Below are 23,510 nucleotides of genomic sequence, written 5' to 3' on the forward strand. Positions count from 1 at the left end.
GCGCCTAGCGCCGGGCCCGCGCCTGCCGGGCCATGACCAGCGCCAGCGCCGGGACGTACATCAGCACGCCATAGAGCGCCGCCGCCAGCGGCGCGGCGCTCAGGCCCCCGGCGAGACCGGCGAGCATTGGCACGGCCACGTTCCGCATCGGCAGCAGCAGCGCCGCGGTCACCGGCACACCCTCGCCACCGGCGACGGGGGCAAGGCCCCTGCCGACGGCATGGCCCAGCACGGTCAGCGCCCCCGCCAGCAGCAAGACCGCCCCGGCCAGCGGCCAGATCGTCGCCCCTGCCCGGCCGAGGATCAGGCCGGCCAGCACCATCGCGGCCAGCGCCAGCCCTGCGACGATCGGTGCCAACCGCTGGACGCCGGGCGAGACCCGTAAACGCAGCACCCGCCCCAGCCACATCGGCAGAGCGGCGGCCAGCAGCAGCGGCAGCACCACCGACCCCGCCGCGCCGAACAGCAGCGCGACCGCCGCGACCGCAGCGACGGCAGCCAATCCGCCCACCGCCATGACGCCGTTCGCCAGCACGATCCGCCCGCCCGCCAGCGCCACCAGCGGATTGACCGCGACCGTCCCCGGCGAGGCGCCGAGCAGCGCCAGCGCCGCCGTCTCGGCCGGGGTCATGGCCAGCAGCCAGCCGATCGCCCAGCCGAGCAGAGCACCGCCGACGACCTGCAATCCCGCCAGCGGCAGCGCCCCCGGCGCAGGACCGCCCGCCCCCTCGCGCGCGGGGACCGTCGCCAGTCCCGCGGCCAGGCAGACGACCGCGCAGCCGAGGGCGGCCGCCAGCAGCATCACTCGGCGGCCAGCCGCGAGATGACGATCTTGACCTCGGGCTTCTTGCCGATCTCCTCCATCGTCGCCTGGCGGACGATGCGGCGCAGCCCCTCGTCCAGCTTCTTGTCGTCGGTGGCGGTCGTCTGGTCGACCCGCTCGAGGTACTCGCCGAGCTCGCTCTCCACATGCCGGGCGAGCGGCACGCCGGCGCGGCCCTGCGCGGCCAGACCCATCGTCTCGACCCAGGCGTCGGGCAGCGGCTCGTCGTTCTCGTCGATGATGACCGAGACCGTCGCATGACCGTTCAGCGCCATGCGGATGCGGTCGCGCACCACGCCGTCCATCGCCCCGATGAGCACCGTCCCGTCCAGGTAGATGCGGCCCGTCGGCACGTCGTCCACCTGCCGCAGCGTGTCGCCGCTGAGGTCCATCATCATCCCGTTGGTGACGATCTCGGACGCCATGCCCTTGGCCCGGCCCAGGTTCATGTGCTCGCGCAGATGCATGTGCTCGCCGTGCATCGGGATCAGCATCTGCGGCTTCAACAGGTCATGGATCGCCTCAAGGTCGGGGCGGTTGGCGTGGCCCGAGACGTGATACATCCCGTCGTCAGGGTCATAGACGTCGACCCCCAGCCGGCTGAGGTTGTTCATGATGCGGATCACCGGGCGCTCGTTGCCGGGGATCGTGCGGCTCGAGAACAGGAAGCTGTCGCCTTCCTTGAGCTGGATGCCGAGATACTTGCCCATCGAGAGCTGCATCGAGGCCGCCCGCCGCTCACCCTGGCTGCCCGTGACGATCAGCATCACCTTGTTGCGCGGCAGGTCCGCGGCCTCGTCCGGGCCGATGACCTTGGGAAAGTCCTTGAGCACCCCCGTCTCGATCGCCGCCGTCACCATCTTGCGCATCGCCCGGCCGAGCAGGCAGACCTTGCGCCCCGAGGCGACGCCCGCCTCGGCCAGCGTCTTCAGCCGCGCGACGTTCGAGGCGAAGGTCGTGGCCACAACCATCTGCTTCTGCGCCATGACGAAGTCGAGCAGCGGGTTCGCCAGCAGCGCCTCGGACCGGCCGGGGTTGGGGCTGAACACGTTGGTGGAATCGCAGGCGAGCGCCTTGATCGGCTGTTCCTGCGCGATGTCGTGCCAGAGGATCGGGTCGAACGCCTCGCCCACCACAGGCGTCCCGTCGAGCTTGAAGTCGCCGGTGTGCACCACCCGCCCCGCGGGCGTGTCGATGATCAGCGCGGCGCTTTCCGGGATCGAGTGGCTGACCGGCACGAACTGGACCTTGAAGGGTCCGACCTCGACCACCCCTGGGCGCGGGGCCACGATGCGCAGCCGGTCGGTCGGCTGGCCGGCCTCTTCCAGCTTCATCCGGGCCAGCGTGCCGGTAAACTTGCGCGCATAGACCGGCACCCGCAGGCGGCTGTAAAGCAGCCCCAGCGCGCCCACGTGATCCTCGTGCGCGTGGGTGATGAACACCCCCTCCAGCCGGTCGCGGTTGTCCTCGAGCCAGCGCAGGTCCGGCATGATGAGGTCGATGCCCGGCGCACTGTCCATGTCGCCGAAGGTCACGCCGAGGTCGACGAGGATCAGCCGCTCGCGCCCCGCCGGGCCGTAGCCGTAGACATAGGCGTTCATGCCGATTTCGCCCGCGCCGCCCAGCGGCAGATAGATCAGGCGCTCAGACATTGCCCGCCTCCCTGTTGTAATCGTGGATGAGCCGCAGCCCGTGCATGGTCAGATCGTCGTCCCAGCTGTCGAACAGGTCCTGGGTCTGGTCGAACAACGCAGCCAAGCCTCCGGTTGCGATGATCTTCATCTTCCGGCCGCGCTCGGCAGCGATGCGCTGGCAGATCTCGCGGACGAGCCCGACATAGCCCCAGAACACACCCGACTGGATGCAGGCAACCGTATTCGTGCCGATGACCTGCGCGGGCTTGGTGATATCGACATGCGGCAGCGAGGCCGCGCCCATGTGCAGCGCCTCGAGCGACAGGTTCACGCCCGGCGCGATCACGCCGCCCACATAGGCCCCGTCGGTGTCCACCACGTCGAAGGTCGTGGCGGTGCCGAAGTCCACCACCGTCAGGTCGGGACCGTAGCGGTCGAACGCCGCCCATGTGTTCACGATCCGGTCAGGCCCGACCACCGCGCCCGGGTCCACCCGCGGCGGCGCCGGCAGCAGCGTGTCGGGCTTGCCCACCACCAGCGGGCGGGTGTCGAAGTAGCGGTTGCAGAGCACCCGCAGGTTGAACACCACCCGCGGCACGGTCGATGAGATGATGCAGTGGTCGATCGTCACCTCGAGCCCGTGCAGCGAGATCAGCGAGCGCAGCCAGACGAAATACTCGTCCGCGGTGCGGCGGTGGTCGGTGGCGATGCGCCACTGGCTCAGGAACCGCGCGCCGTCCCAGATGGCGAAGACGGTGTTGGTGTTGCCGGTGTCGATGCAGAGCAGCATCAGGGGGCCTCGTGAAAATAGATGTCGGCGGCGGGGATCACCTCGCGGCCCTGCGCGGTGATGAGGATCAGCGCGCCGGTGGCGTCGATACCCTCGAAGGTGCCGGTGCGGCTGTGGCTGCCGGTGCGGGCGGTGATGGTCTGGCCCAGCCGCGCGGCCCGGGCCAGCCAGGCGGTGCGGATCGGGGCGAAGCCCCAGGTGGTGAGATGGGCCTGCCAGCGGGCGAAGGCCGGGGCGAGAAGGTCGAGGAACTCGGTCGGCGCGAGGGCGTGGCCGGTCGCCTCGCGGACCGAGACGGCGGGGGTGGCCTCGGGCTCGAGCATCTCGGCCGGGGGGGCGGCGGCGAGGTTGACGCCGATCCCCACGGCGAGCGCGCTGACCTGCCCACCCTGCCCCGCGCTTTCCAGCAGGATGCCCGCGACCTTGCCGCCGTTCAGCAGCACGTCGTTGGGCCACTTGATCGCCAGCCGCGCCGCGGGGCCGCAGACCAGCGCCAGCGCCTCGTGCAGAGCAAGCGCAGCGACGAAGCTGTAGAGCGAGGCCTCGGCCGGCCCACCCGCCGGGCGCAGCACCAGCGTGGCGGCGAAGTTGCCGGCGGGCATCTGCCAGACCCGCCCGCGCCGTCCGCGCCCGGCGAACTGGTCGAGCGTCAGCACCCAGGCCGGGCCAGTGAGCGCGGGGGCCAGGCGCAGCGCCTCGGCGTTGGTGCTGGCGCAGCGCGGCAGGATGTGGCGGCCGACGCCCTCGGGCCAGCCGTCAGCGGCGGCGGAGGGGTCCGCCGCGGACCGTGCGGGGTCAGTCAACGGGGCGGGTGGCCACCGCCACAGGCTCCGCCACCGCGGCCTGCGCCACGACCAGCGACGCCGCCGCCCGCTCGGCGGCCCGGTCGGCCCCGAACATCGTGAAGGCCCCGATCACCATCGCCGCGGCCGCACCGACCAGCGCCACCCAGGTGGCGGCGCCGCCGTGCATCTGCACCGGCTCATCGCGCTCGGCGCCGAAGTAGAGGTAATACGCCATGCGCAGGTAGTAGAACGCCCCGATCACCGACGCGATCACGCCCAACACCGCAAGCCAGCCCATGCCCGCGTCCACGGCCGCCTTGAGCACCCCGAACTTGGCGAAGAAGCCCAGCATCGGCGGCACCCCGGCGAGGCTGAAGAGCAGCACCAGCATCGCCAGCGCCCTCAGCGGCTCGGTCCGCGCCAGCAGGTTCAGGTCGTCCAGCGCGGTGACCGGACGCCCCCCCCGCTCCATCGACAGGATGAAGGCGAAGGTGCCGACGTTCATCACGACATAGATCGCCATATACATCAGCATCGCCTGGACCCCGTAGACGGTCCCGGCGGCCAGGCCGATGAGCGCGAAGCCCATGTGCGCGATCGAGGAATAGGCCATCAGCCGCTTGATGTCGCGCTGGCCGATGCCGGCGATCGAGCCGAGGAACATAGACAGCAGCGCCAGCACCGCGATGATCTGCCCCCAGTCGCCCGGCACCTGCCCGAACGCGCCCCACATCAGCCGCGCGATCAGCGCCATCGCGGCGACCTTGGGCGCGGTGGCGAAGAAGGCGGTGATCGGCGTCGGCGAGCCCTCGTAGACGTCAGGCGTCCACATGTGGAACGGCACCGCCGAGACCTTGAAGGCCAGCCCGACGAGCAGGAACACCATCCCGAACAGCAGCCCCATCGGCAGCTGCTCGGCGGTGACCGCCTGCATCACCCCGGCGAGGTTGGTGGTCCCGGCGAAGCCATAGACCAGCGAGATCCCGTAGAGCAGCATCCCAGAGCTGAGCGAGCCGAGGACGAAATACTTGAGCCCGGCCTCGGACGAACGCACGCTGTCGCGCCGCATGGCGGCCACGACATAGAGCGCCAGCGACTGCAGCTCGAGCCCCATGTAGAGCGTCAGCAGGTCGCCGGCCGAGACCATGACCATCATGCCGACGACGGCGAGCACGATCAGGATCGGCAGCTCGAACCTCAGCAGGCCCTGCCGGTCGAGATAGCCCGCGCTCATCGCCAGCACCGCGGCCGCGGCGGCCAGCGCCGTGACCTTGGCGAAGCGCGCGAAGGCGTCGTCGATGAACATGCCCCAGAAGGACTGCCCGTCCGCGCGGTCGCCCCAGCCCACGAACAGCGCCGCCAGCAGCAGCGCCGCGACCGAGAGCCACAGCACCGTCCCGGCCAGCCGGTCCTTGCCGAAGAACGCCCCCAGCATCAGCGCAGCCATGGCAAACAGCGCCAGCGCGATCTCGGGCAGGATGAGCGAGAAGTTCATGTCGATTGCGGTCATCGCGGCCCCCTCAGTGGCTTGCCGCGGGCGCAGCGGCGACATCGGTGGTCGCGGGGGCTGCGGGCAGGCTGGCGTGGTAATCATGCACGAGCGCGGCGACGGCCGGGCCGGTGATGTCGGTGACGGCGCGCGGATAGACCCCGAGCAGCAGCGTCATGGCGATCAGCGGGACGAAGATCCAGCGCTCGCGCGGGGTCATGTCGGTGATCGTGCGCAGGCTCTCCTTGACCAGCGCGCCCAGCGTCACCCGGCGGTAGAGCCAGAGCGCATAGGCCGCCGAGAGGATCACCCCGGTGGTGGCGACGAGCGCCACCCAGGTGTTGACCTGGAACACGCCGAGCAGGGTCAGGAACTCGCCCACGAAGCCCGAGGTGCCCGGCAGGCCCACGTTCGCCATGGTGAAGAACATGAAGATCAGCGCGTAGATCGGCATCCGGTTCACGAGCCCGCCGTAGGCGTCGATCTCGCGCGTGTGCATCCGGTCGTAGATCACGCCGACCAGCAGGAACAGCGCGCCCGAGACGAAGCCGTGCGACAGCATCTGGAAGATGGCGCCCTCGACGCCCACCTGGTTGGCCGCGAAGGTGCCGAGCGTCACATAGCCCATGTGCGCGACCGACGAATAGGCGATCAGCTTCTTCATGTCGGACTGCGCCAGCGCCACGAGGCTGGTGTAGACGATGGCGATGGCCGAGAGCCAGAACACCGCGGGCTGGGCGATGGCGGACGCCTCGGGGAACATCGGCAGCGAGAAGCGCAGGAAGCCGTAGCCGCCCATCTTCAGAAGCACCGCCGCCAGCAGGACCGAGGCCGCGGTCGGCGCCTGCACGTGGGCGTCGGGCAACCAGGTGTGGACCGGCCACATCGGCATCTTGACCGCGAAGCTGGCGAAGAACGCAAGGAACAGCAGCATCTGCGTCCCGCCCAGCAGCGTGGTGCCGAACACCGGGATCGGCGTCGACGGGAAGTCGAAGCCCATCAGCGTCGGAATGTCGGTGGTGCCGGCCATGTTGTACATCGACACCATCGCCACCAGCATCAGCACCGAGCCGAGGAAGGTATAGAGGAAGAACTTGAAGGCCGCGTAGATGCGGTCCTTGCCGCCCCAGATCCCGATGATCAGGAACATCGGGATCAGCCCGGCCTCGAAGAACAGGTAGAACAGCACCAGGTCCAGCGCGACGAACACGCCGATCATCAGCCCCTCGAGCACGAGGAAGGCGATCATATAGTCCTTGGTGCGGTCCGTCACCTCCCACGTCGAGAGGATGACGAGCGGCATCAGGAACGTCGTCAGCATCACGAACAGGATCGAGATGCCGTCGACGCCCAGCTTGTAGCGCAGCCCCATGATCCAGGGCTGGTCCTCGACGAACTGGAAGCCGGTGTTCTGCGGGTCGAAGCCGGCGAGCACGAGGCAGCTGACCGCAAAGGTCGCCACGGTGGCGACCAGCGCCAGCCAGCGGGCGTTGCTGGCCGCGGCCGCGTCGTTGCCGCGCAGGAACACGGCCATGATCAGCGCCGCGACGATGGGCAGGAAGGTGATGATGGAAAGCAGCGGATAGGTCGTCATCTCAGTTCACGCTCCGCGCCATCACCCAGATCAGCAGGCCGACGAGGCCCAGGACCATGCCGAAGGCATAGTGGAACAGGTAGCCGGACTGCACCCGGCCGGCAAAGCGGGTCAGCCGCGGGATCAGCCCCATGGCGAGCCCGTTGATCGCCCCGTCGATGGTCCGCCCGTCCCCGCCGGTCCAGAGCGCGCGGCCGAGCCAGCGCGCCGGCCGGACGAAGAGGAAGTCGTAGATCTCGTCGAAATACCACTTGTTGAGCAGGAAGCGGTACAGCGGACGCTGCATCGCGCCCAGCTGCGCCGCCGACCCGGGATGGCGGATGTACATCATCCACGCCAGCGCCAGACCCGCCAGCATGGCGGAGAACGGCGCCACCTTGACCCAGACCGGCGAGTGGTGCGCCTCGTCGAGGACGTGGTTGTCGGGGTGCATGTAGATCGCCCCGCCCACCGGCGCCGGAACGGCGGTGTTGACCGTGCCCGCGGGCCGGTCGGCCGCCGCGCCCTCGGGGGCGGCCGCGGCCCCCTCGGCCGGCGCTGCGTGGACCGGGGCGGCGTCGGCCGTCTCGGCCGGTGCCGTCACGTGGTCGGCCGGGTCCGTGGCGACCGGGGCGGCGTGGTCGGCCGCGGCGATCTCGTGCCCGCCATGGCCCATGTGGAAGAATTCGGCCACCCGCTCGTGGCTGCCGAAGAATGGCGCGTACCAGACCATACCCGAGAAGATCGCGCCCACCGCCAGCGCCGCCAGCGGGATCAGCATCACCGGCGGGCTTTCATGCGCGTGCTCATAGGCATGCAGGCCGCCGTGGTGGCCGTGATCGTCATGGGCGCCGTGCGCATCGTGGGCGCCATGCGCGTCATGCGCGGCGTGAGCCACATGGCCGCGACCGGCGGCGAGGCCCTGCGGCTGCACCTCCTCCTCGGCCTTGATCTCGGCGTCCCACACCTGCTGCGGACGCGGCGCGCCCCAGAAGGTCAGGAACATCAGCCGCCAGGAATAGAAGCTGGTGAAGAGCGCGGCGATGACCAGCAGCCAGAAGGCATAGGCGTGGCCCGAGGCAAAGGCGCTCTCGATCACGGCGTCCTTGGACAGGTAGCCGGCGAAGCCGATGGTGGTCAGCGGGATGCCGACGCCGGTGATCGCCAGCGTGCCGATCAGCATCGCCCAGAAGGTATAGGGGATTTTCTTCCGCAGCCCGCCGTAGTTCCGCAGGTCCTGCTCGTGGTGCATCGCGTGGATGACCGAGCCGGCGCCGAGGAACAGCATCGCCTTGAAGAAGGCGTGGGTCAGCAGGTGGAACATCGCCACCGAATAGACGCCGACCCCCGCGGCCACGAACATGTAGCCGAGCTGCGAGCAGGTCGAATAGGCGATCACCCGCTTGATGTCGTTCTGGACGAGGCCCACGGTCGCGGCAAAGAACGCCGTCGCCGCGCCGATCAGCACGATGAAGTTCTTGGCGTCCGGCGCGAATTCATAAAGCGGCGACATCCGGCAGACGAGGAACACGCCCGCCGTGACCATGGTCGCCGCGTGGATCAGCGCCGAGACCGGGGTCGGTCCCTCCATCGCGTCCGGCAGCCAGGTGTGCAGGCCAAGCTGCGCCGACTTGCCCATCGCGCCGATGAACAGCAGCACGCCGATCAGGTTGGCCGCGTTCCACTCGGTCCACAGGAAGGGCACCTGCGTCTGCGCGATCTGCGGGACCTGGGCGAAGATCTCGTCGAAGCGGATCGTGCCGGTCAGCCAGTAGATGGCGAAGATGCCGAGCAGGAAGCCGAAGTCGCCGACGCGGTTGACGATGAAGGCCTTCATCGCCGCGGCGTTGGCGCTGGGTTTCTTGTAGTAGAAGCCGATCAGCAGATACGAGGCGACGCCCACGCCCTCCCACCCGAAGAACATCTGCAGCAGGTTGTCGGCCGTCACCAGCATCAGCATGGCGAAGGTGAAGAACGACAGGTAGGCGAAGAACCGCGCCTTGTAGGGCTCGTCCTCGGTCCAGTTGTCATCATGGGCCATGTAGCCCATCGAGTAGAGGTGGACGAGCGCCGAGACCGTCGTCACGACGATCAGCATGATCGCCGTCAGCCGGTCGATCCTGAGCGCCCATTCGGCGTGGAAGTCACCCGAGACGATCCAGTCCATGACCGGGATGTGGCGCGGGGTGCCGTCGAAGCCGAGGAAGACGATCCAGGACAGCGCGCAGGCGACGAAGAGCACCGCGGTGGTCAGGACCTGCGCGCCCTTTTCCGACATCACGCGCCAGCCGAAGCCGGCGATGATCGAGGCTGCCAGCGGGCCGAAGACGATGAACTTTTCCAATTGTCTCAGCCCTTCATCACGTTGACGTCTTCGACCTCGATGGTGCCGCGGTTGCGGAAGAACACCACGAGGATGGCCAGGCCGATCGCCGCCTCGGCCGCCGCGACCGTCAGCACGAACATGGTGAACACCTGCCCGCCGAGGTCGCCAAGATGGGTCGAGAAGGCGACGAAGTTGATGTTCACGGCCAGCAGGATCAGCTCGATCGACATCAGGATGACGATGACGTTCTTGCGGTTGACGAAGATGCCGAAGACGCCGGTGACGAACAGGATCGCCCCCACGACAAGGTAATGTGTCAAACCGATCATTCGCTTCGTCCCTCTCCGGTTCGTGGCCCGGTTGTCGTCTTACCGCGACTCTCTCGCGCGGGTCTTTAGTTCACGCCGTTCGGATAGAACAGCTTTCGGCAGAAGATCATGCGCGCCCCGCGCGATCCACCTTGTCTAGCGCACTGGCACATATTCCGTCTTATCCCCCCGCAGTTCGGGGTAGTAGGTCGCGCAGCCGCAGCTTTCCTTGCCGAGTCCTTTGTCACTCCGCACGGAGATCCGCTTGCTGCGGGCGAGCTTGTCCAGCTCGCTCATGGTCTTGACCTGCCCGCCGAGCAGCAGCCTTCGGACGGCCTCAACCTCGGCGGTGCGGTCTGGCTCCTTGACCTCGCCGGTGTCGGTGTATCCGGTAAAGGTTTTGGTCAGACCTATCGTCGCGCCCGTCCGGCAATCCTCGACCTTGTAATATGAGCCGAAAGCCTGCGGCACCGCTTGGCCACCCGCTTGCCCGACCATCCCGTTCGCCAGATCTTCCGCGGGATCAGCGCCGGATTCGATGTCTTGGAACCCGCATTTTTCCAGGTTGCGGTCCAAGGACAGTGCCGCATCGTCGCGCGGCGTCACACAGGCCGCCAGGCTTGCCGAAGCGACCAGCATGATGGCCGCCGTCCGCATCACAGCCCCTGCCCCGGCTTCGGGTTGGTCATCCGCATCGCCTTCTTCGGATCGCGCCACATCTGCTGCAGCACGTCCTGGCGCTTGATGTCCTTGCGGTGGCGCAGCGTCAGCAGGATCGCCCCGATCATCGCCACCAGCAGGATCAGACCGGCGAGCTGGAAGGCGAGGAAGTAGCGGTCATAGAGCACCCCGCCCAAAGCGTGGGTGTTCAGCGTGTTCTCGACGATCGGCACGCTGCGGGCGGCCGCGGCGCCCGGGGCGGACTCCCACGCGCCGAAGGCGATGCCGAGCTGCGCCATCATCACCACCGCGATCAGGAGGCCGAGCGGCAGGTAGCGCGCCAGCTCGCCCTTGAGCGCGGCGAAATCGACGTCGAGCATCATCACGACGAACAGGAACAGCACCGCGACCGCGCCGACATAGACGATGATCAGCAGCATGGCGACGAACTCGGCGCCTTGCAGGACAAACAGCCCCGCCGCCGAGAGGAAGGCCAGGATCAGCCACAGCACCGAGTGCACCGGGTTGCGCGAGATCACCACCATGAAGCCGGCGACCAGCACGGAGATGGCGAAGAGGTAGAAAGCAAAGACCATCATGCTGCGTCATCCTCCTCGGCGAATACCGCCTGCGCCAGTTCCAGCGCCTTCTGCATGGCGGGCAGCCCGCCGAACATCGACATCTGCCAGATCGTCTCGGCGACCTCGCGCTGCGTCGCCCCGGCCTTCAGCGCGTGGCGCACCGCCAGCCGCAGCTGCGGCTCGGCGACAGCGCCCTGCACCGTCAGCGCCCCGATGGTCAAGAGCAGCCGCGTCTTGGCATCCAGCCCCTCGCGGTTGAAGGTGCGGCCGAACCACATCTCCATCATGTCGGCGGGCATGACGGGCAGCATCTTCTCGAACGCGCGGGTGTCGAAATTCTCGAGCCCCGGGTTGAAGGCGCGCGCCATCTCCTGCCCGGACTGGAGCATCTGCTGGAACAGCCTGGCGAAACCGTCGCTCATCGATAGGGCGCGTCGAGCTGGAGGTTGCGGGCGATCTCGGCCTCCCACCGCTCGCCGTTGGCGAGCAGGCGGGCCTTGTCGTAGAACAGCTCTTCGCGGGTCTCGGTGGCGAACTCGAAGTTCGGCCCCTCGACGATGGCATCGACCGGGCAGGCTTCCTGGCAGAAGCCGCAGTAGATGCACTTGGTCATGTCGATGTCGTAGCGCGTGGTGCGCCGCGAGCCGTCCTCGCGCGGTTCGGCGTCGATGGTGATCGCCTGCGCCGGGCAGATCGCCTCGCACAGCTTGCAGGCGATGCAGCGCTCTTCGCCGTTCGGATAGCGGCGCAGCGCGTGCTCGCCGCGGAAGCGGGGCGAAAGCGGGCCCTTCTCGTGCGGGTAGTTCAGCGTCGCCTTGGGGGCGAAGAAGTACTTCATCCCCACGCCGAAGCCTTTGATGAAGTCCCACATGAGGAAGTATTTGGTGGCGCGGACCAGATCGAGGGCCATCTCAGACGTTCCCCTCCTCGTCGGCATAGCGGTCCATCGCGCCGACGATCAGCCGCTTGGCGGCCGAGTCGTGCGGGACGCCCGCGCGCTCGAGCGCGTGCAGCACGTATTGCGCCAGCGTCGCCTTGTCGGTTTCGGACGCCGCGGCCAGTGCTGCGGCAAGCTCATGTGCGGCCATGGTCAGCCCCCCACAATGGTGGTGCCGATCGGCACCAGATGATCCCAGCGCGCCCAGGCCCCGCCCAGCACGTCGAACCGGGCCAGGAAGGCGACCAGAACGACCCAGAACAGCGACAGGGGCAGGAAGACCTTCCAGCCGATCCGCATCAGCTGGTCGTAGCGGTAGCGCGGCACGATGGCCTTCACCATCGCGAACATGAAGAACCAGACCCACATCTTCAGGACCATCCACAGCGCCCCGTCGGGCAGCCCCGGGATGGGCGACAGCCAGCCGCCGAAGAACAGGATCGAGATCAGCGCGCACATCAGGAAGATCGCGATGTACTCGCCCGCCATGTAGAGCAGGTAGGGGGTCGAGGAGTATTCGACCATGTGCCCGGCCACGAGCTCGGATTCGGCCTCGGACAGGTCGAAGGGCGGGCGGTTCGTCTCGGCCAGCGCCGAGACGAAGAACAGCACCAGCATCGGCAGATGCGGCAGCCAGTACCAGTTGAACATCCCGTAGGCGCCGCGCTGGCTCTCGACGATGCCGCTGAGGTTCATCGTGCCGGCCGAGATGATCACCCCGATGATGATCAGCCCCAGCGACACTTCGTACGAGATCATCTGCGCCGCCGACCGCAGCGAGGCGAGGAACGGGTATTTCGAGTTCGAGGCCCAGCCGCCCATGATCACGCCGTACACCTCGAGCGAGGAGACCGCGAAGATGAACAGCACGCCCACGTTGATGTTGGCCATCACCCAGCCGGGGGCGAAGGGGATCACCACCCAGGCGAACAGCGCCAGCATCATCGACAGGAAGGGCGCGAGGAAAAAGACGAACTTGTCCGACCCGGCCGGGACGACGATTTCCTTGACGACGTATTTCAGCGCGTCGGCCACCGACTGCAGCAGGCCCCAGGGGCCAACCACGTTCGGACCCCGGCGCATCTGCACCGCGGCCCAGATCTTGCGGTCGCCGTAGACGAGGAACAGCAGCGAAATCATCACGAAGGCGATGATTCCCAGACCCTGCGCCAGCAGGATCACGGCAATGCCGAGCGGGGACGCCAGAAAGTCAGCCATGCGGAACGTGCCCCCTCGTCATGCGGCCGGAATGCCGCTGTCCCTGCAGGCGCGCAGGGTGTCTTGTGTTTCCATGACCCGCAAGCCCATGGGCCGCGTGTCCGACAGCGTAAAGACCGACCCGACGACCAGCTTGCCGTCGCGCCGTTCCTGCAAGGTGCGGATGTGCCGGCCAAACGGCTTGTTCTGGCCCTTGGCCCACCCGGCCAACGCGCAGGTGGCATAGGCGAACGCCACATCGGCGTCCACCCCCGGCCTGAGGTTCGCGCTGACCTCGACGAGGTCGCCGCGCCGGTCCCCGGCCAGCGGCTGGACGCGGGCGGCCACGAAATCCTGCGGGTCGGCCTTGAAGCCCTTGGGAAAGGCGGGCAGCGCCGGCCGGGTGCGGGCGGCGAATTCCTCGAGCGCCTTTTCCTGCGCCGTCGGCAGGCGTGGCTTTTCAGGCGCAACGACGTCGAAATTCGCCACGTCCGCCGGCTTCAGCTTGAGACCGAGATTGACATTCAGCGCCTCGAGTTCCGCCTCGGTGACCTGGAACGCCTCCTGCCCGGCGGGGCTGTCGAGCGCCACTTCGGTCACCGATCCGTCGTGCTCGAGGATCAGGATGTCGCCCGACTTGGTCGAGACGCGGGCCCGGCTCAGCTTGGTGCCCGCAATGCTGCGATCGACGATCTTGACCTTGACCTCGTCCGGCTTGGCACGGGGCGGCGTCGCCAGCCCCTGCCCGCCCGACTCGCGCTGGCCGCAGCCGCTCAGCGCCCCGACCGAGACCGCGACCGCCACCAGAAGGGACAGCCCGCCGCGCACGGGGGTTACTCCGCCGCCAGAGCCGTGGCCCGCCGGGCCATGGCCATCGCCGACAACTCGCCCATCAGCGCCGAGGCGCGGGCGATCGGGTTCGAGAGGTAGAAATCGGCCACCGCACCGCGGAAATCGGCCCGGCCGAGCGGCCCGGCCTCGACCGGCTGCCAGACGTTCGCCGGCACCTCGTCGATCTGCGCCAGATGCGGCACCGCGTCGATCAGCGCCCGGCGCAGCTGGGCCAGGCTGTCCCACGGCTGGGTCTTGCCCAGACGGGCCGAGAGCGCCCGCAGGATCGCCCAGTTCTCCTTGGCCTCGCCGGGGGCGAAGTTGGCCCGCATGGCCAGCTGGGGACGGCCCTCGGTGTTCACGAAGAGGCCGTTCTCCTCGGTGTAGCAGGCGCCGGGCAGGATCACGTCCGCCCGGTGCGCGCCGCGGTCGCCGTGGCTGCCCTGGTAGATCACGAAGGCGCCCGGGGCCACGTCCACCTCGTCGGCGCCGAGGCTGTAGATCACCTCGGCCCCCTCGACGGCGGCCGCAAGACCGCCCTCGGTCACGGCGCCCACGTCCATCGCCCCCACCCGGCTCGCCGCCGTGTGCAGGATCAGCAGCTTCGAATTCGAGTTCTCGGCCAGCCGCATGGCATGGCCCAGCACCGCCGCCCCGTCTGCCTCGCGCAGCGCGCCCTGGCCGACGATCACCAGCGTCTCCTTGCCGCGCGTCTCGTCCGAGATCTCGCGCGAGGACAGGCTCTCGAGCGCCGCGCGGTCGCTGCCGACATGGGCATAGTCGTAGGTGAGGTCCACCGCCGGGCCGACCAGCCCGACCTGCGCGCCCCGCGCCCAGGCGCGGCGGATGCGCGCGTTGAGCACCGGCGCTTCGGTCCGCGGATCGGTGCCGATGAGCTGGATCATCTCGGCCCGGTCGATGTCGGCGATGCTCGCCGTGCCGACGTAGCCGGCGCGGTTCCCGGCCGGCAGCCGGGCGCCATCGGTGCGGCACTCGACGCTGCCGCCGATCCCCTCGATCAGCTGCTTGAGCGCGAATACCGCCTCGACCGGGGCCAGATCACCGATCAGCCCCGCGACCTTACGGCCCTTCATCGCCTGCGCGGCGACCGTCAGCGCCTCGTCCCACGTCGCGGGACGCAGGCGCCCGTTCTCGCGCACATAGGGCCGGTCCAGCCGCTGCCGGCGCAGCCCGTCCCAGACGAAGCGGGTCTTGTCGCTGATCCACTCTTCGTTCACGCCGTCGTTGTTGCGCGGCAGGATGCGCATGACCTCGCGGCCCTTGGTGTCGATGCGGATGTTCGACCCCAGCGCGTCCATCACGTCGATCGACTCGGTCTTGGTCAGCTCCCACGGGCGGGCGGTGAAGGCGTAGGGTTTCGAGACCAGCGCCCCCACCGGGCACAGGTCGATGATGTTGCCCTGCAGGTTCGAATCGAGCGTCAGGCCGAGATACGAGGTGATCTCGCTGTCCTCGCCGCGGCCGGTCTGGCCCATCTGGGTGATCCCCGCCACCTCGGTGGTGAACCGCACGCAGCGGGTGCACGAGATGCAGCGGGTCATGTGCGTCTCGACCAGCGGCCCGAGGTTCAGGTCGTCGGCCGCCCGCTTCGGCTCGCGGTAGCGGCTGAAGTCGACGCCATAGGCCATCGCCTGGTCCTGCAGGTCGCACTCGCCGCCCTGGTCGCAGATCGGGCAGTCGAGCGGGTGGTTGATGAGCAGGAACTCCATCACCCCCTCGCGGGCCTTGCGGACCATGGGCGAGTTGGTGCGGATCTCGGACGGCGCGCCGTCCGGGCCGGGGCGCAGGTCCTTGACCTGCATCGCGCAGCTTGCCGCGGGCTTGGGCGGGCCGCCCACCACCTCGACGAGGCACATCCGGCAGTTGCCGGCGATCGACAGCCGCTCGTGATAGCAGAAGCGCGGCACCTCGATCCCGGCCTGCTCGCAGGCCTGGATGAGCGTGAGGTTCGGATCGACCTCGATCAGCCGGTCGTCGATCTTGATCGTGCGGGTGTCGCTCATCTGCCTGTCTTCCTCGTCATGCCGATCCGGCAAGGTCTCATCCGCGGCGCGTCGTCCGGTCGCCTGTCACCGTCGCGCGCCGCCGGTCGTCCGTCCCGCGGTCGGCTCAGTTGCCGGCCGCGAGCCTCTGTACATTCCCCCGCACCGGCAGCGGGCCGCCCCGCTGGCCGGGCGATTCGACCAGCATCAGCGGCACCTGTTGCCCCTCGCGGAACAGCAGGATCGCGTCCACCTGCACGGCCAGCGGGTCGCGCGGGTCGGGCCGCGCGTCGATCAGGAACCGGCCCGCGCCGGGTCGTTCGCACAGGATCTGCATCCCCGCATAGGGGCCGTGCAGCGTCACGAGGTCGCGCCCCATCAGGTCACGCCCGGCCCGCACCTGCCCCTCGGGCGAGGTGCCCCGGCAGCGCACGTCAAGCGGCGAGAAGAGATCGAGCCGCACCTGATAGTCCACGACGTGGGTCTGGGCCGGCGCCTGCGCGGGCTGGGCCAGCACCATGTCGGCAAACACCATCGTCAGCGCCGCAGCGGCTACGATGCCCATGCCGATCCAGCGGATCACCTGCTTCATTTCGCCACCAGCAGCGAACCGCTGACGGTCCGCCCCGCGATCTCGGCCCGGCCGATGGCGCAGAAGCTCTCGGCGTTGCCCTTCTTCGCGCCGTTGCGGGCGAGGTAGTCCTCGGCCACCGCATAGATGCGCTGCTTCTCGGCCTTGTCGTCGAGGAAGGCGTCGATCTGCGCCTTGCTGTAGCCCTTGTCGAGCGCATAGCGCTGCAGCGCCCGTGCCTGGCTGTAGGCGAGCACGATCCGGCCGTCGATCGACGGGCATTCGCGCCGGATGCGGTCGGCGACGCGCGCCGCGATCAGCCGGTCGTTGATGTATTTCTCTTTCGACAGCGGCTCGAGCGCCGCCGCGGGCGAGGCGAGCGTCGCCACCGCGGTGAGCGCGAGCAGTCCGGTCCTGAGGCGTTTCATGGGCACATCCTTCTTGCAGATGCCTGCAATATAGGGGCGCCGGCGCGCGGTTTCGCCGCAAGCCCGCGTCAACCGCCCGTGATCGGCCTGCCGAGGATCGACCGCGCCGCTCATTCCGCCGCCATCGCCCCCATGCGCCCGGTCCGCTTGGCCTTGATGCGGTCCTCGATCTCTTCGCGGAAATGCCGGATCAGCCCCTGGATCGGCCAGGCGGCCGCGTCGCCCAGGGCGCAGATCGTGTGCCCCTCGACCTGCTTGGTCACGTCCAGCAGCATATCGATCTCTTCGATCTCGGCCTCGCCGCGGACCAGCCGGTCCATGACCCGCATCATCCAGCCGGTGCCCTCGCGGCAGGGCGTGCACTGGCCGCAGCTCTCGTGCTTGAAGAAGTAGCTCAGCCGCCAGATCGCCTTCACGATGTCGACCGAATTGTCCATGACGATCATGCAGGCGGTGCCGAAGCTGGATTTCAGCTCGCGCATCCCGTCGAAGTCCATGATCGCATCCTCGCACAGATGCGCCGGCAGCACCGGGCAGGAGGCCCCGCCGGGGATGATCGCCTTGAGGTTCGACCAGCCGCCGCGGATGCCGCCGCCGTGCTTCTCGATCAGCTCGCGCATCGGGATCGACATGGCTTCCTCGACGACGCAGGGCGTGTTGACGTGCCCGGTCAGGCCGAAGAGCTTGACGCCCGCATTGTTCGGACGGCCGAAGCCCGCGAACCACTCGGCGCCGCGGCGCAGGATGGTCGGGACGACGGCGATAGATTCGACGTTGTTCACCGTCGTCGGGCAGCCATAAAGGCCCGCGCCGGCCGGGAACGGCGGCTTCATCCGCGGCATCCCCTTCTTGCCCTCGAGGCTTTCCAAGAGCGCGGTTTCCTCGCCGCAGATATAGGCGCCGGCGCCGTGGTGCAGGAACAGGTCGAAGTCCCAGCCCGACTTGGCGGCGTTCTTGCCCAGAAGGCCCGCGTCATAGCATTCGTCGATGGCCGCCTGCAGCGCCTCGCGCTCGCGGATGTATTCGCCGCGGATGTAGATATAGGCCGCGTGCGCGCCCATGGCGAAGCTGGCGATCAGCGCGCCCTCGATCAGCGTGTGCGGATCGTGACGCATGATCTCGCGGTCCTTGCAGGTCGCGGGCTCGGATTCGTCGGCGTTGATGACGAGATAGGCGGGCCGCCCGTCGCTTTCCTTGGGCATGAAGGACCACTTCATGCCCGTGGGGAAGCCGGCGCCGCCGCGGCCGCGCAGGCCGGATTTCTTCATCTCGTCGATGATTCCGTCGCGGCCACGGGCGATGATCTCGGCGGTGCCGTCCCAATGGCCGCGCGCCCGCGCGCCCTTGAGGCTGCGGTCGCCCATCCCGTAGAGGTTGGTGAAGATCCGGTCCTGATCGCTCAGCATCGCGTCGTCGTCCTATCCTTTGCGCGGGCGTGAGCCACGCGGTGCCGCCGCGCCGCCGGCGCGCCGTTTGTCCTGTGCCGGCGCCGGGCCGGTCGTCGGTGCGACCTCGGCGGCGCGCCCGCGCCGCCAGACCCGCCACGTCACCAGAAGCGCCCAGACCAGCGCCCCGATCGCCGCCAGATCGGCGAGGAACGCATACTCCGGCGCCCAGCCGAAGCGCTGCCCCGCCCAGTTCGCCGCGAGCCACAGCACCATCGCCGCGGCCATCACGCCGCCGGCGAGGCGCATCTGCCCCGCGTCATGGGAAGGATGCTGCGCCGTCATGTCGCCTCGCCCCGGTCCACGCGGCGGGAATGCTCGGTTTCGCCGCCGGCCGCAAGGATGCGCGCCTGCCCGACCCAGTCGTCCCGCTCGATCCGCCCGCCGTTGCGGCCGAGGCGCTCGCCCCAATCCAGCACATCCTGGTCGCTCCACGCGGCGATCTGCGCGAAGCGGGTAACGCCGTTGTCGTTCAGCCACTCGGTCAGCACCGGCCCGATCCCGAGGATGCGGCCGAGGTCGTCGCGGTCGTCCGAGGCGTCCGCGGTGGCGGGCCGCGCCTCGCCCACCGGCTGAACCTCCGCGACCGGCGCGGACGCCGACTCACGGCGCCCCGCCGCATCATCGCCCCGCGCCTCGACGTCCTGCGCCGCTCCACCTTCGGTCTGACGGTCCCCGGCCTCGAAGGTCACGGCCTGCCGCGGATCGGAGCTCGCCCCCGCCGGCGCGCCGAGTTCGATCGGCGCCGGGGTCTCCTCCGCCACCCGCTCCTCGCGCGCCACCTCGGCCGAGGGCTCGAATGTCACCGCCTGCCGCGGGTCGGTCGTGGCGCCCTGCGGCGCCCGGCCCATCCCCTCGGGGCGCGCCGCGCGGGTGATCTCGATCTTGCCGAAGCGCGCCTGACGGGCCGCTGCCGCCTCGGCCAGATCGGCGTCGGACAGGGGCTCGGCCACGCGCAGCGGCTCGGGCTCATAAGGCTCGACCTCGCTGCCGCAGAACAGCAGCACCAGCAGGCCGCCCAGCAGCCAGGCGGTGACGAACGCCAGGAACAGACCGCCGAACACCCCTGCGCCGCCGTGGCCCATCGCCATCAGCCAGACCACCAGCCCCATCAGGGCGGCGAAGATCCAGCATTTGCGCGCGCAGTCGGTCATCGGGGCGTCCTTGAGGTTCGGGTCAGGTCAGTGGGTATCCTTCGCATCGGCGGGCTGCCCGGCGGGCTCGCCCTTCGACTGGGGCTTGCCGGGCGAGGTCGCGGCGGCCTCCTGCACCGTCACCCCGGTCTTGTCGGCCGGACGCCCGGCCGAAGGCGTCGGCTCGACCTGCGGGGCGTCGGGATCGGCCTGCTCGGGCCGCCGGCGCCACGGGGTCAGGATCGGCACTTCCGACCCGTCGATCCGCTTGACCGTGTCGCGCAGCTTGACCGCCAGCGCCGCCGAGGCGTTCAGCTCTTCGGCCTTCTCGGTCGCCTTGAGCGCCACCGGCCCGCCCAGCGGCTCGGACGAGAACCGCCCGTTCTGCGGCCCCGGCACCGGCACCTGCCCCGCGGCCAGCGCGTCGAGCAGCGCCGAGAGCTTCTCGGCGGTCAGGTCCTCGTAATAATCCTTGCCGATCTGGGCCATCGGCGCATTCGAGCAAGCGCCGAGGCACTCGACCTCCTCCCAGCTGAAATTGCCGTCGGCCGAGACGGTGTGCGGCGCCGGCGCGATCCGCGCGCGGCACACGTCGATCAGCTCACCCGCCCCGCAGATCATGCAGGTCGTGGTGCCGCAGATCTGGATATGTGCAATCCGACCAACGGGATGCAGCTGGAACATGAAGTAGAATGTCGCGACCTCGACGACCCGGATATAGGGCATCCCGAGCAGGTTGGCGCAGGCCTCGATGGCCGGACGCGAGAGCCAGCCCTCCTGCTCCTGCGCGCGCCACAGGACCGGGATCACCGCCGACTGCTGGCGACCCTCGGGGTACTTGGTCATCTGCGCCTTGGCCCACGCCAGGTTCTCGGGCGTGAAGGCGAACGAGTCCGGCTGGACGAGAGACAGGCGGCGCAGCATCAGGCGAGGCTTCCCAGAACGAGGATGGCGGCAAGGCAGAGCACCACGGCCGGATGCTGCCCGAGGGCGGTCGAGGCCGTGGCGGCCGAAGCGGTGAGGGCGGCGGGGTCGATCACCGGTCGACCTCGCCGAACACGATGTCCATGGTGGCGATGATGGCGGGGACATCCGAGAGCAGGTGACCGCCCGCCATCCAGTCCATCGACTGAAGATGCAGGAAGCCCGGCGCACGCAGCTTGGCGCGATACGGCTTGTTGGTGCCGTCGCTGACCAGGTAGACGCCGAACTCGCCCTTGGGCGCCTCGACTGCGGCATAGACCTCGCCCGCCGGCACCTTGAAGCCCTCGGTATAGAGCTTGAAGTGGTGGATGAGGCTTTCCATGTCGCGCTTCATGTCGGCGCGGCGCGGTGGCGTCAGCTTGCCACGCGCGAGCACATCGCCCGCAGGCTCGGCCCTGAGCTTGGCTACCGCCTGCTGCATGATCTTGCAGGACTGCCGCATCTCCTCGACCCGGCAGAGATAGCGGTCGTAGCAGTCGCCGTTGGTGCCGACCGGCACCTCGAACTCGAACTCGTCGTAGCACTCGTAGGGCTGGCTGCGCCGCAGGTCCCAGGCGAGGCCCGAGCCGCGCACCATGATCCCCGAATAGCCCCAGTCGAGCGCGTCCTGCTCGGTCACGATGCCAATGTCGACGAGCCGCTGCTTGAAGATGCGGTTCTCGGTGAGAAGCGTGCCAAGGTCGTCGACCAGCCGCGGGAAGCGCTCGCACCACGCCTCGATGTCGTCGAGCAGCGCCGGCGGCAGGTCCTGGTGGACGCCGCCGGGACGGAAATAGGCCGCGTGCAGCCGCGCGCCCGAGGCGCGCTCGTAGAACACCATCAGCTCTTCGCGGGCCTCGAACCCCCAGAGCGGCGGGGTCAGCGCGCCCACGTCCAGCGCGCCGGTGGTCAGGCCGAGCAGGTGGTTGAGGATGCGCCCGATCTCGCAGAACAGCACCCGGATCAGGCTCGCCCGCCGCGGCACCACGGTGCCGGTCAGCCGCTCGATCGCCAGGCACCACGCGTGCTCCTGGTTCATCGGGGCGACGTAGTCGAGGCGGTCCAGATAGGGCAGGTTCTGCAGATAGGTGCGGCTCTCCATCAGCTTCTCGGTGCCGCGGTGCAGCAGGCCGATGTGAGGGTCGGCGCGCTCGACCACCTCGCCGTCCAGCTCGAGCACCATGCGCAGAACGCCATGCGCTGCCGGGTGTTGCGGGCCGAAGTTGATGTTGAAGTTGCGCAGCCGCTGCTCGCCGGTCACGGCATCCACCGAACCGTCGTCATAGTGGTTGTCGCGGAAATCGCCGTCCATCATTTCTTGCCCTCCGCGGTCACGCCGGTCGTGGCCGGGGCCTTCTCGTCGCCAGGCAGGACGTACTTCGCCCCCTCCCACGGCGAGAGGAAGTCGAACTGCCGGTATTCCTGCGTCAGCTTCACCGGCTCATAGACCACGCGCTTCTCGCTGTCGTCCCAGCGCACCTCGACATAGCCGGTGGTGGGGAAGTCCTTGCGCAGCGGGTGACCCTGAAAGCCGTAGTCGGTCAGGATGCGGCGCAGGTCCGGGTGGCCGGCAAAGGCGATCCCGAACATGTCGAAGACCTCACGCTCGAACCAGTTGGCCGAGGGGATCACCGACACGAGCGAGGGCACCAGCTCGTACTCGCGCACCGCGGCCTTGAGCCGGATGCGCTGGTTGGTGTGCATCGACAGCAGGTGCCAGACCACGTCGAAGCGCGCCGCCCGGTCGGGATGGTCCACCGCGGTGATGTCGACGAGGGTCGCGAACCGCGCCGCCGGGTTGTCGATCAGCGCCTTGACCAGCCCCACGATGCCCTTGGCATGGATGGTCAGCGTCAGCTCGCCGAAGGCCACGTCGGCCGACAGGATCTCGTTGCCATGCCGCGCGGCCAGAAGCTCGCCCAGCTCGGCCAGCGCCTGCGGATCGGGATAGACGGCCATGACTTACCTCACCAGCGTGCCGGTGCGGCGGATGCGCCGCTGGAGTTGCAGGATCCCGTAGAGCAGCGCCTCGGCGGTGGGCGGGCAGCCGGGCACATAGATGTCCACCGGCACGATCCGGTCGCAGCCGCGCACGACGCTGTAGCTGTAGTGATAGTAGCCGCCGCCGTTGGCGCAGGACCCCATCGAGATCACGTAGCGCGGCTCGGGCATCTGGTCATAGACCTTGCGCAGCGCCGGGGCCATCTTGTTGGTCAGCGTGCCCGCGACGATCATCAGGTCCGACTGCCGGGGCGAGGCGCGCGGCGCGGTCCCGAAGCGCTCGAGGTCGTAGCGCGGCATCGAGGTCTGCATCATCTCGACCGCGCAGCAGGCCAGCCCGAAGGTCATCCAGTGCAGCGAGCCGTTGCGCGCCCAGTTGATGATGTCCTCGGTCGTGGTCAGCAGGAAGCCCTTGTCCTGCAGCTCGCGGTTCAGCTCGGCGGTGGCGAACTCGCGGTCGGCCCCGGCGGCATTGGCACCCGTCATCACGCCCATTCCAAGGCCCCTTTCCGCCATTCATAGGCGAATCCGATGGTCAGCACGCCGAGGAACAGCATCATCGACCAGAAGGCCACGTCCGAAAGCGTCGGGAAGCTGACCGCCCACGGGAACAGGAAGGCCACTTCGAGGTCGAAGATGATGAACAGGATCGACACGAGGTAGAAGCGCACGTCGAACTTCATCCGGGCGTCGTCGAAGGCGTTGAAGCCGCACTCGTAGGCCGAGACCTTCTCGGGGTCGGGATTGCGCACCGCGACGATCCAGGCGGCGAGCACGAGGATGATCGCCAGCGCCGAGGCCATCCCCAGAAAGACGAGGATCGGCAGGTATTCGGACAGCAGGTAGTCCACGGATGACGCTCCCTGACATCGCGACGGTCACGCCCGTGCGAGTGGCTTGGCTGCGATCGGGTTTAGCTGCGCCGCCGCAAAGGGTCAATGCGATGCGCCGGGGTTTACGGGGGGTCGGCGGCGCCGGTGCGCGGCATTTTCGCCGCACCCATTCAGGACGCAGCCCCGTGCCGCGCGGCGC

26 protein-coding genes are annotated in these 23,510 nt (G+C 68.8%); all 26 read right to left on the minus strand.

Annotated features, from left to right (window positions below; all coding sequences use genetic code 11):
- Window positions 1–4: 4 nt before the first annotated feature.
- The 26 genes from BLW17_RS07460 to BLW17_RS07580 all read right to left on the minus strand — a co-directional run bounded on the left by BLW17_RS07460 (window position 5) and on the right by BLW17_RS07580 (window position 23,329).
- Window positions 5–802: a hypothetical protein gene (locus tag BLW17_RS07460; protein WP_036731022.1), complete on the minus strand. Its 798-nt coding sequence runs from the start codon at window positions 800–802 to the stop codon at window positions 5–7.
- Window positions 802–2,475 (minus strand): ribonuclease J, encoded by a 1,674-nt coding sequence (locus BLW17_RS07465; RefSeq protein ID WP_036731021.1) that lies wholly within the window; start codon window positions 2,473–2,475, stop codon window positions 802–804. The genes BLW17_RS07460 and BLW17_RS07465 overlap by 1 nt, the downstream gene beginning before the upstream one ends.
- Entirely contained in the window at window positions 2,468–3,247 is a 780-nt protein-coding gene (locus BLW17_RS07470) for a type III pantothenate kinase (protein ID WP_036699624.1), read from the minus strand. The genes BLW17_RS07465 and BLW17_RS07470 overlap by 8 nt, the downstream gene beginning before the upstream one ends.
- Window positions 3,247–4,050, minus strand: coding sequence for a biotin--[acetyl-CoA-carboxylase] ligase (locus tag BLW17_RS07475; protein ID WP_052176142.1), 804 nt, complete (start codon window positions 4,048–4,050; stop codon window positions 3,247–3,249). The genes BLW17_RS07470 and BLW17_RS07475 overlap by 1 nt, the downstream gene beginning before the upstream one ends.
- Window positions 4,043–5,542 carry an NADH-quinone oxidoreductase subunit NuoN gene (gene nuoN, locus BLW17_RS07480; protein ID WP_036731047.1) on the minus strand — a complete coding sequence of 500 codons (1,500 nt, stop codon included), beginning with the start codon at window positions 5,540–5,542 and terminating at the stop codon, window positions 4,043–4,045. Before nuoN ends, BLW17_RS07475 begins: the two co-directional genes overlap by 8 nt.
- Before the next feature lie 10 nt (window positions 5,543–5,552).
- The gene (locus BLW17_RS07485) at window positions 5,553–7,115 is read right to left on the minus strand and encodes an NADH-quinone oxidoreductase subunit M (protein ID WP_036731019.1); all 1,563 of its coding nucleotides are present in this window, start codon (window positions 7,113–7,115) and stop codon (window positions 5,553–5,555) included.
- A 1-nt stretch (window position 7,116) separates the two neighbouring features.
- Window positions 7,117–9,438 carry an NADH-quinone oxidoreductase subunit L gene (gene nuoL / locus BLW17_RS07490; RefSeq protein WP_036731018.1) on the minus strand — a complete coding sequence of 774 codons (2,322 nt, stop codon included), beginning with the start codon at window positions 9,436–9,438 and terminating at the stop codon, window positions 7,117–7,119.
- Window positions 9,439–9,443: 5 nt separating this feature from the next.
- Complete coding sequence (gene nuoK, locus BLW17_RS07495) at window positions 9,444–9,749, minus strand: NADH-quinone oxidoreductase subunit NuoK (protein ID WP_036699614.1); 306 nt, start codon at window positions 9,747–9,749, stop codon at window positions 9,444–9,446.
- Window positions 9,750–9,884: 135 nt separating this feature from the next.
- Window positions 9,885–10,367, minus strand: coding sequence for a hypothetical protein (locus BLW17_RS07500; protein WP_139305956.1), 483 nt, complete (start codon window positions 10,365–10,367; stop codon window positions 9,885–9,887).
- Window positions 10,368–10,384: 17 nt separating this feature from the next.
- On the minus strand, window positions 10,385–10,987 hold the full coding sequence (locus BLW17_RS07505; protein WP_036707134.1) for an NADH-quinone oxidoreductase subunit J: 603 nt from the start codon (window positions 10,985–10,987) through the stop codon (window positions 10,385–10,387).
- Window positions 10,984–11,391, minus strand: coding sequence for a carboxymuconolactone decarboxylase family protein (locus BLW17_RS07510; RefSeq protein WP_036731015.1), 408 nt, complete (start codon window positions 11,389–11,391; stop codon window positions 10,984–10,986). Before BLW17_RS07510 ends, BLW17_RS07505 begins: the two co-directional genes overlap by 4 nt.
- On the minus strand, window positions 11,388–11,879 hold the full coding sequence (gene nuoI / locus BLW17_RS07515; protein ID WP_036699605.1) for an NADH-quinone oxidoreductase subunit NuoI: 492 nt from the start codon (window positions 11,877–11,879) through the stop codon (window positions 11,388–11,390). Before nuoI ends, BLW17_RS07510 begins: the two co-directional genes overlap by 4 nt.
- A gap of 1 nt (window position 11,880) precedes the next feature.
- Window positions 11,881–12,057 carry a hypothetical protein gene (locus tag BLW17_RS18095; RefSeq protein WP_168782286.1) on the minus strand — a complete coding sequence of 59 codons (177 nt, stop codon included), beginning with the start codon at window positions 12,055–12,057 and terminating at the stop codon, window positions 11,881–11,883.
- Between the two features lie 2 nt (window positions 12,058–12,059).
- Window positions 12,060–13,124 carry an NADH-quinone oxidoreductase subunit NuoH gene (nuoH, locus tag BLW17_RS07520; RefSeq protein ID WP_052171606.1) on the minus strand — a complete coding sequence of 355 codons (1,065 nt, stop codon included), beginning with the start codon at window positions 13,122–13,124 and terminating at the stop codon, window positions 12,060–12,062.
- A gap of 18 nt (window positions 13,125–13,142) precedes the next feature.
- Window positions 13,143–13,931: a hypothetical protein gene (locus BLW17_RS07525; protein WP_036707130.1), complete on the minus strand. Its 789-nt coding sequence runs from the start codon at window positions 13,929–13,931 to the stop codon at window positions 13,143–13,145.
- Between the two features lie 5 nt (window positions 13,932–13,936).
- A complete protein-coding gene (gene nuoG / locus BLW17_RS07530; RefSeq protein ID WP_036731014.1) occupies window positions 13,937–15,958 on the minus strand; it encodes an NADH-quinone oxidoreductase subunit NuoG in 2,022 nt (673 codons plus the stop codon).
- 106 nt (window positions 15,959–16,064) lie between these two features.
- Window positions 16,065–16,520, minus strand: a complete 456-nt coding sequence (locus BLW17_RS07535) for a hypothetical protein (RefSeq protein ID WP_139305957.1) — start codon at window positions 16,518–16,520, stop codon at window positions 16,065–16,067.
- A 5-nt stretch (window positions 16,521–16,525) separates the two neighbouring features.
- Window positions 16,526–16,936, minus strand: a complete 411-nt coding sequence (locus tag BLW17_RS07540; RefSeq protein WP_036731011.1) for a DUF5333 domain-containing protein — start codon at window positions 16,934–16,936, stop codon at window positions 16,526–16,528.
- Window positions 16,937–17,046: 110 nt separating this feature from the next.
- A complete protein-coding gene (gene nuoF / locus BLW17_RS07545; protein WP_036699595.1) occupies window positions 17,047–18,342 on the minus strand; it encodes an NADH-quinone oxidoreductase subunit NuoF in 1,296 nt (431 codons plus the stop codon).
- 12 nt (window positions 18,343–18,354) lie between these two features.
- Window positions 18,355–18,666, minus strand: coding sequence for a DUF5337 domain-containing protein (locus tag BLW17_RS07550; protein WP_170835593.1), 312 nt, complete (start codon window positions 18,664–18,666; stop codon window positions 18,355–18,357).
- Window positions 18,663–19,535 carry a hypothetical protein gene (locus BLW17_RS07555; RefSeq protein WP_052176141.1) on the minus strand — a complete coding sequence of 291 codons (873 nt, stop codon included), beginning with the start codon at window positions 19,533–19,535 and terminating at the stop codon, window positions 18,663–18,665. Before BLW17_RS07555 ends, BLW17_RS07550 begins: the two co-directional genes overlap by 4 nt.
- Before the next feature lie 27 nt (window positions 19,536–19,562).
- Entirely contained in the window at window positions 19,563–20,438 is an 876-nt protein-coding gene (nuoE, locus tag BLW17_RS07560; protein ID WP_081969040.1) for an NADH-quinone oxidoreductase subunit NuoE, read from the minus strand.
- A gap of 112 nt (window positions 20,439–20,550) precedes the next feature.
- Window positions 20,551–21,792 carry an NADH-quinone oxidoreductase subunit D gene (locus tag BLW17_RS07565; protein WP_036699590.1) on the minus strand — a complete coding sequence of 414 codons (1,242 nt, stop codon included), beginning with the start codon at window positions 21,790–21,792 and terminating at the stop codon, window positions 20,551–20,553.
- Window positions 21,789–22,436, minus strand: coding sequence for an NADH-quinone oxidoreductase subunit C (locus BLW17_RS07570; protein WP_052176140.1), 648 nt, complete (start codon window positions 22,434–22,436; stop codon window positions 21,789–21,791). The genes BLW17_RS07565 and BLW17_RS07570 overlap by 4 nt, the downstream gene beginning before the upstream one ends.
- A 3-nt stretch (window positions 22,437–22,439) precedes the next feature.
- Window positions 22,440–22,964: a NuoB/complex I 20 kDa subunit family protein gene (locus BLW17_RS07575; RefSeq protein ID WP_036731043.1), complete on the minus strand. Its 525-nt coding sequence runs from the start codon at window positions 22,962–22,964 to the stop codon at window positions 22,440–22,442.
- The gene (locus tag BLW17_RS07580; protein WP_036699587.1) at window positions 22,964–23,329 is read right to left on the minus strand and encodes an NADH-quinone oxidoreductase subunit A; all 366 of its coding nucleotides are present in this window, start codon (window positions 23,327–23,329) and stop codon (window positions 22,964–22,966) included. Before BLW17_RS07580 ends, BLW17_RS07575 begins: the two co-directional genes overlap by 1 nt.
- Between the last annotated feature and the right edge of the window lie 181 nt (window positions 23,330–23,510).

The sequence above is a fragment of the Paracoccus sanguinis genome (assembly GCF_900106665.1).
In the GTDB taxonomy this organism is placed as follows: domain Bacteria; phylum Pseudomonadota; class Alphaproteobacteria; order Rhodobacterales; family Rhodobacteraceae; genus Paracoccus; species Paracoccus panacisoli.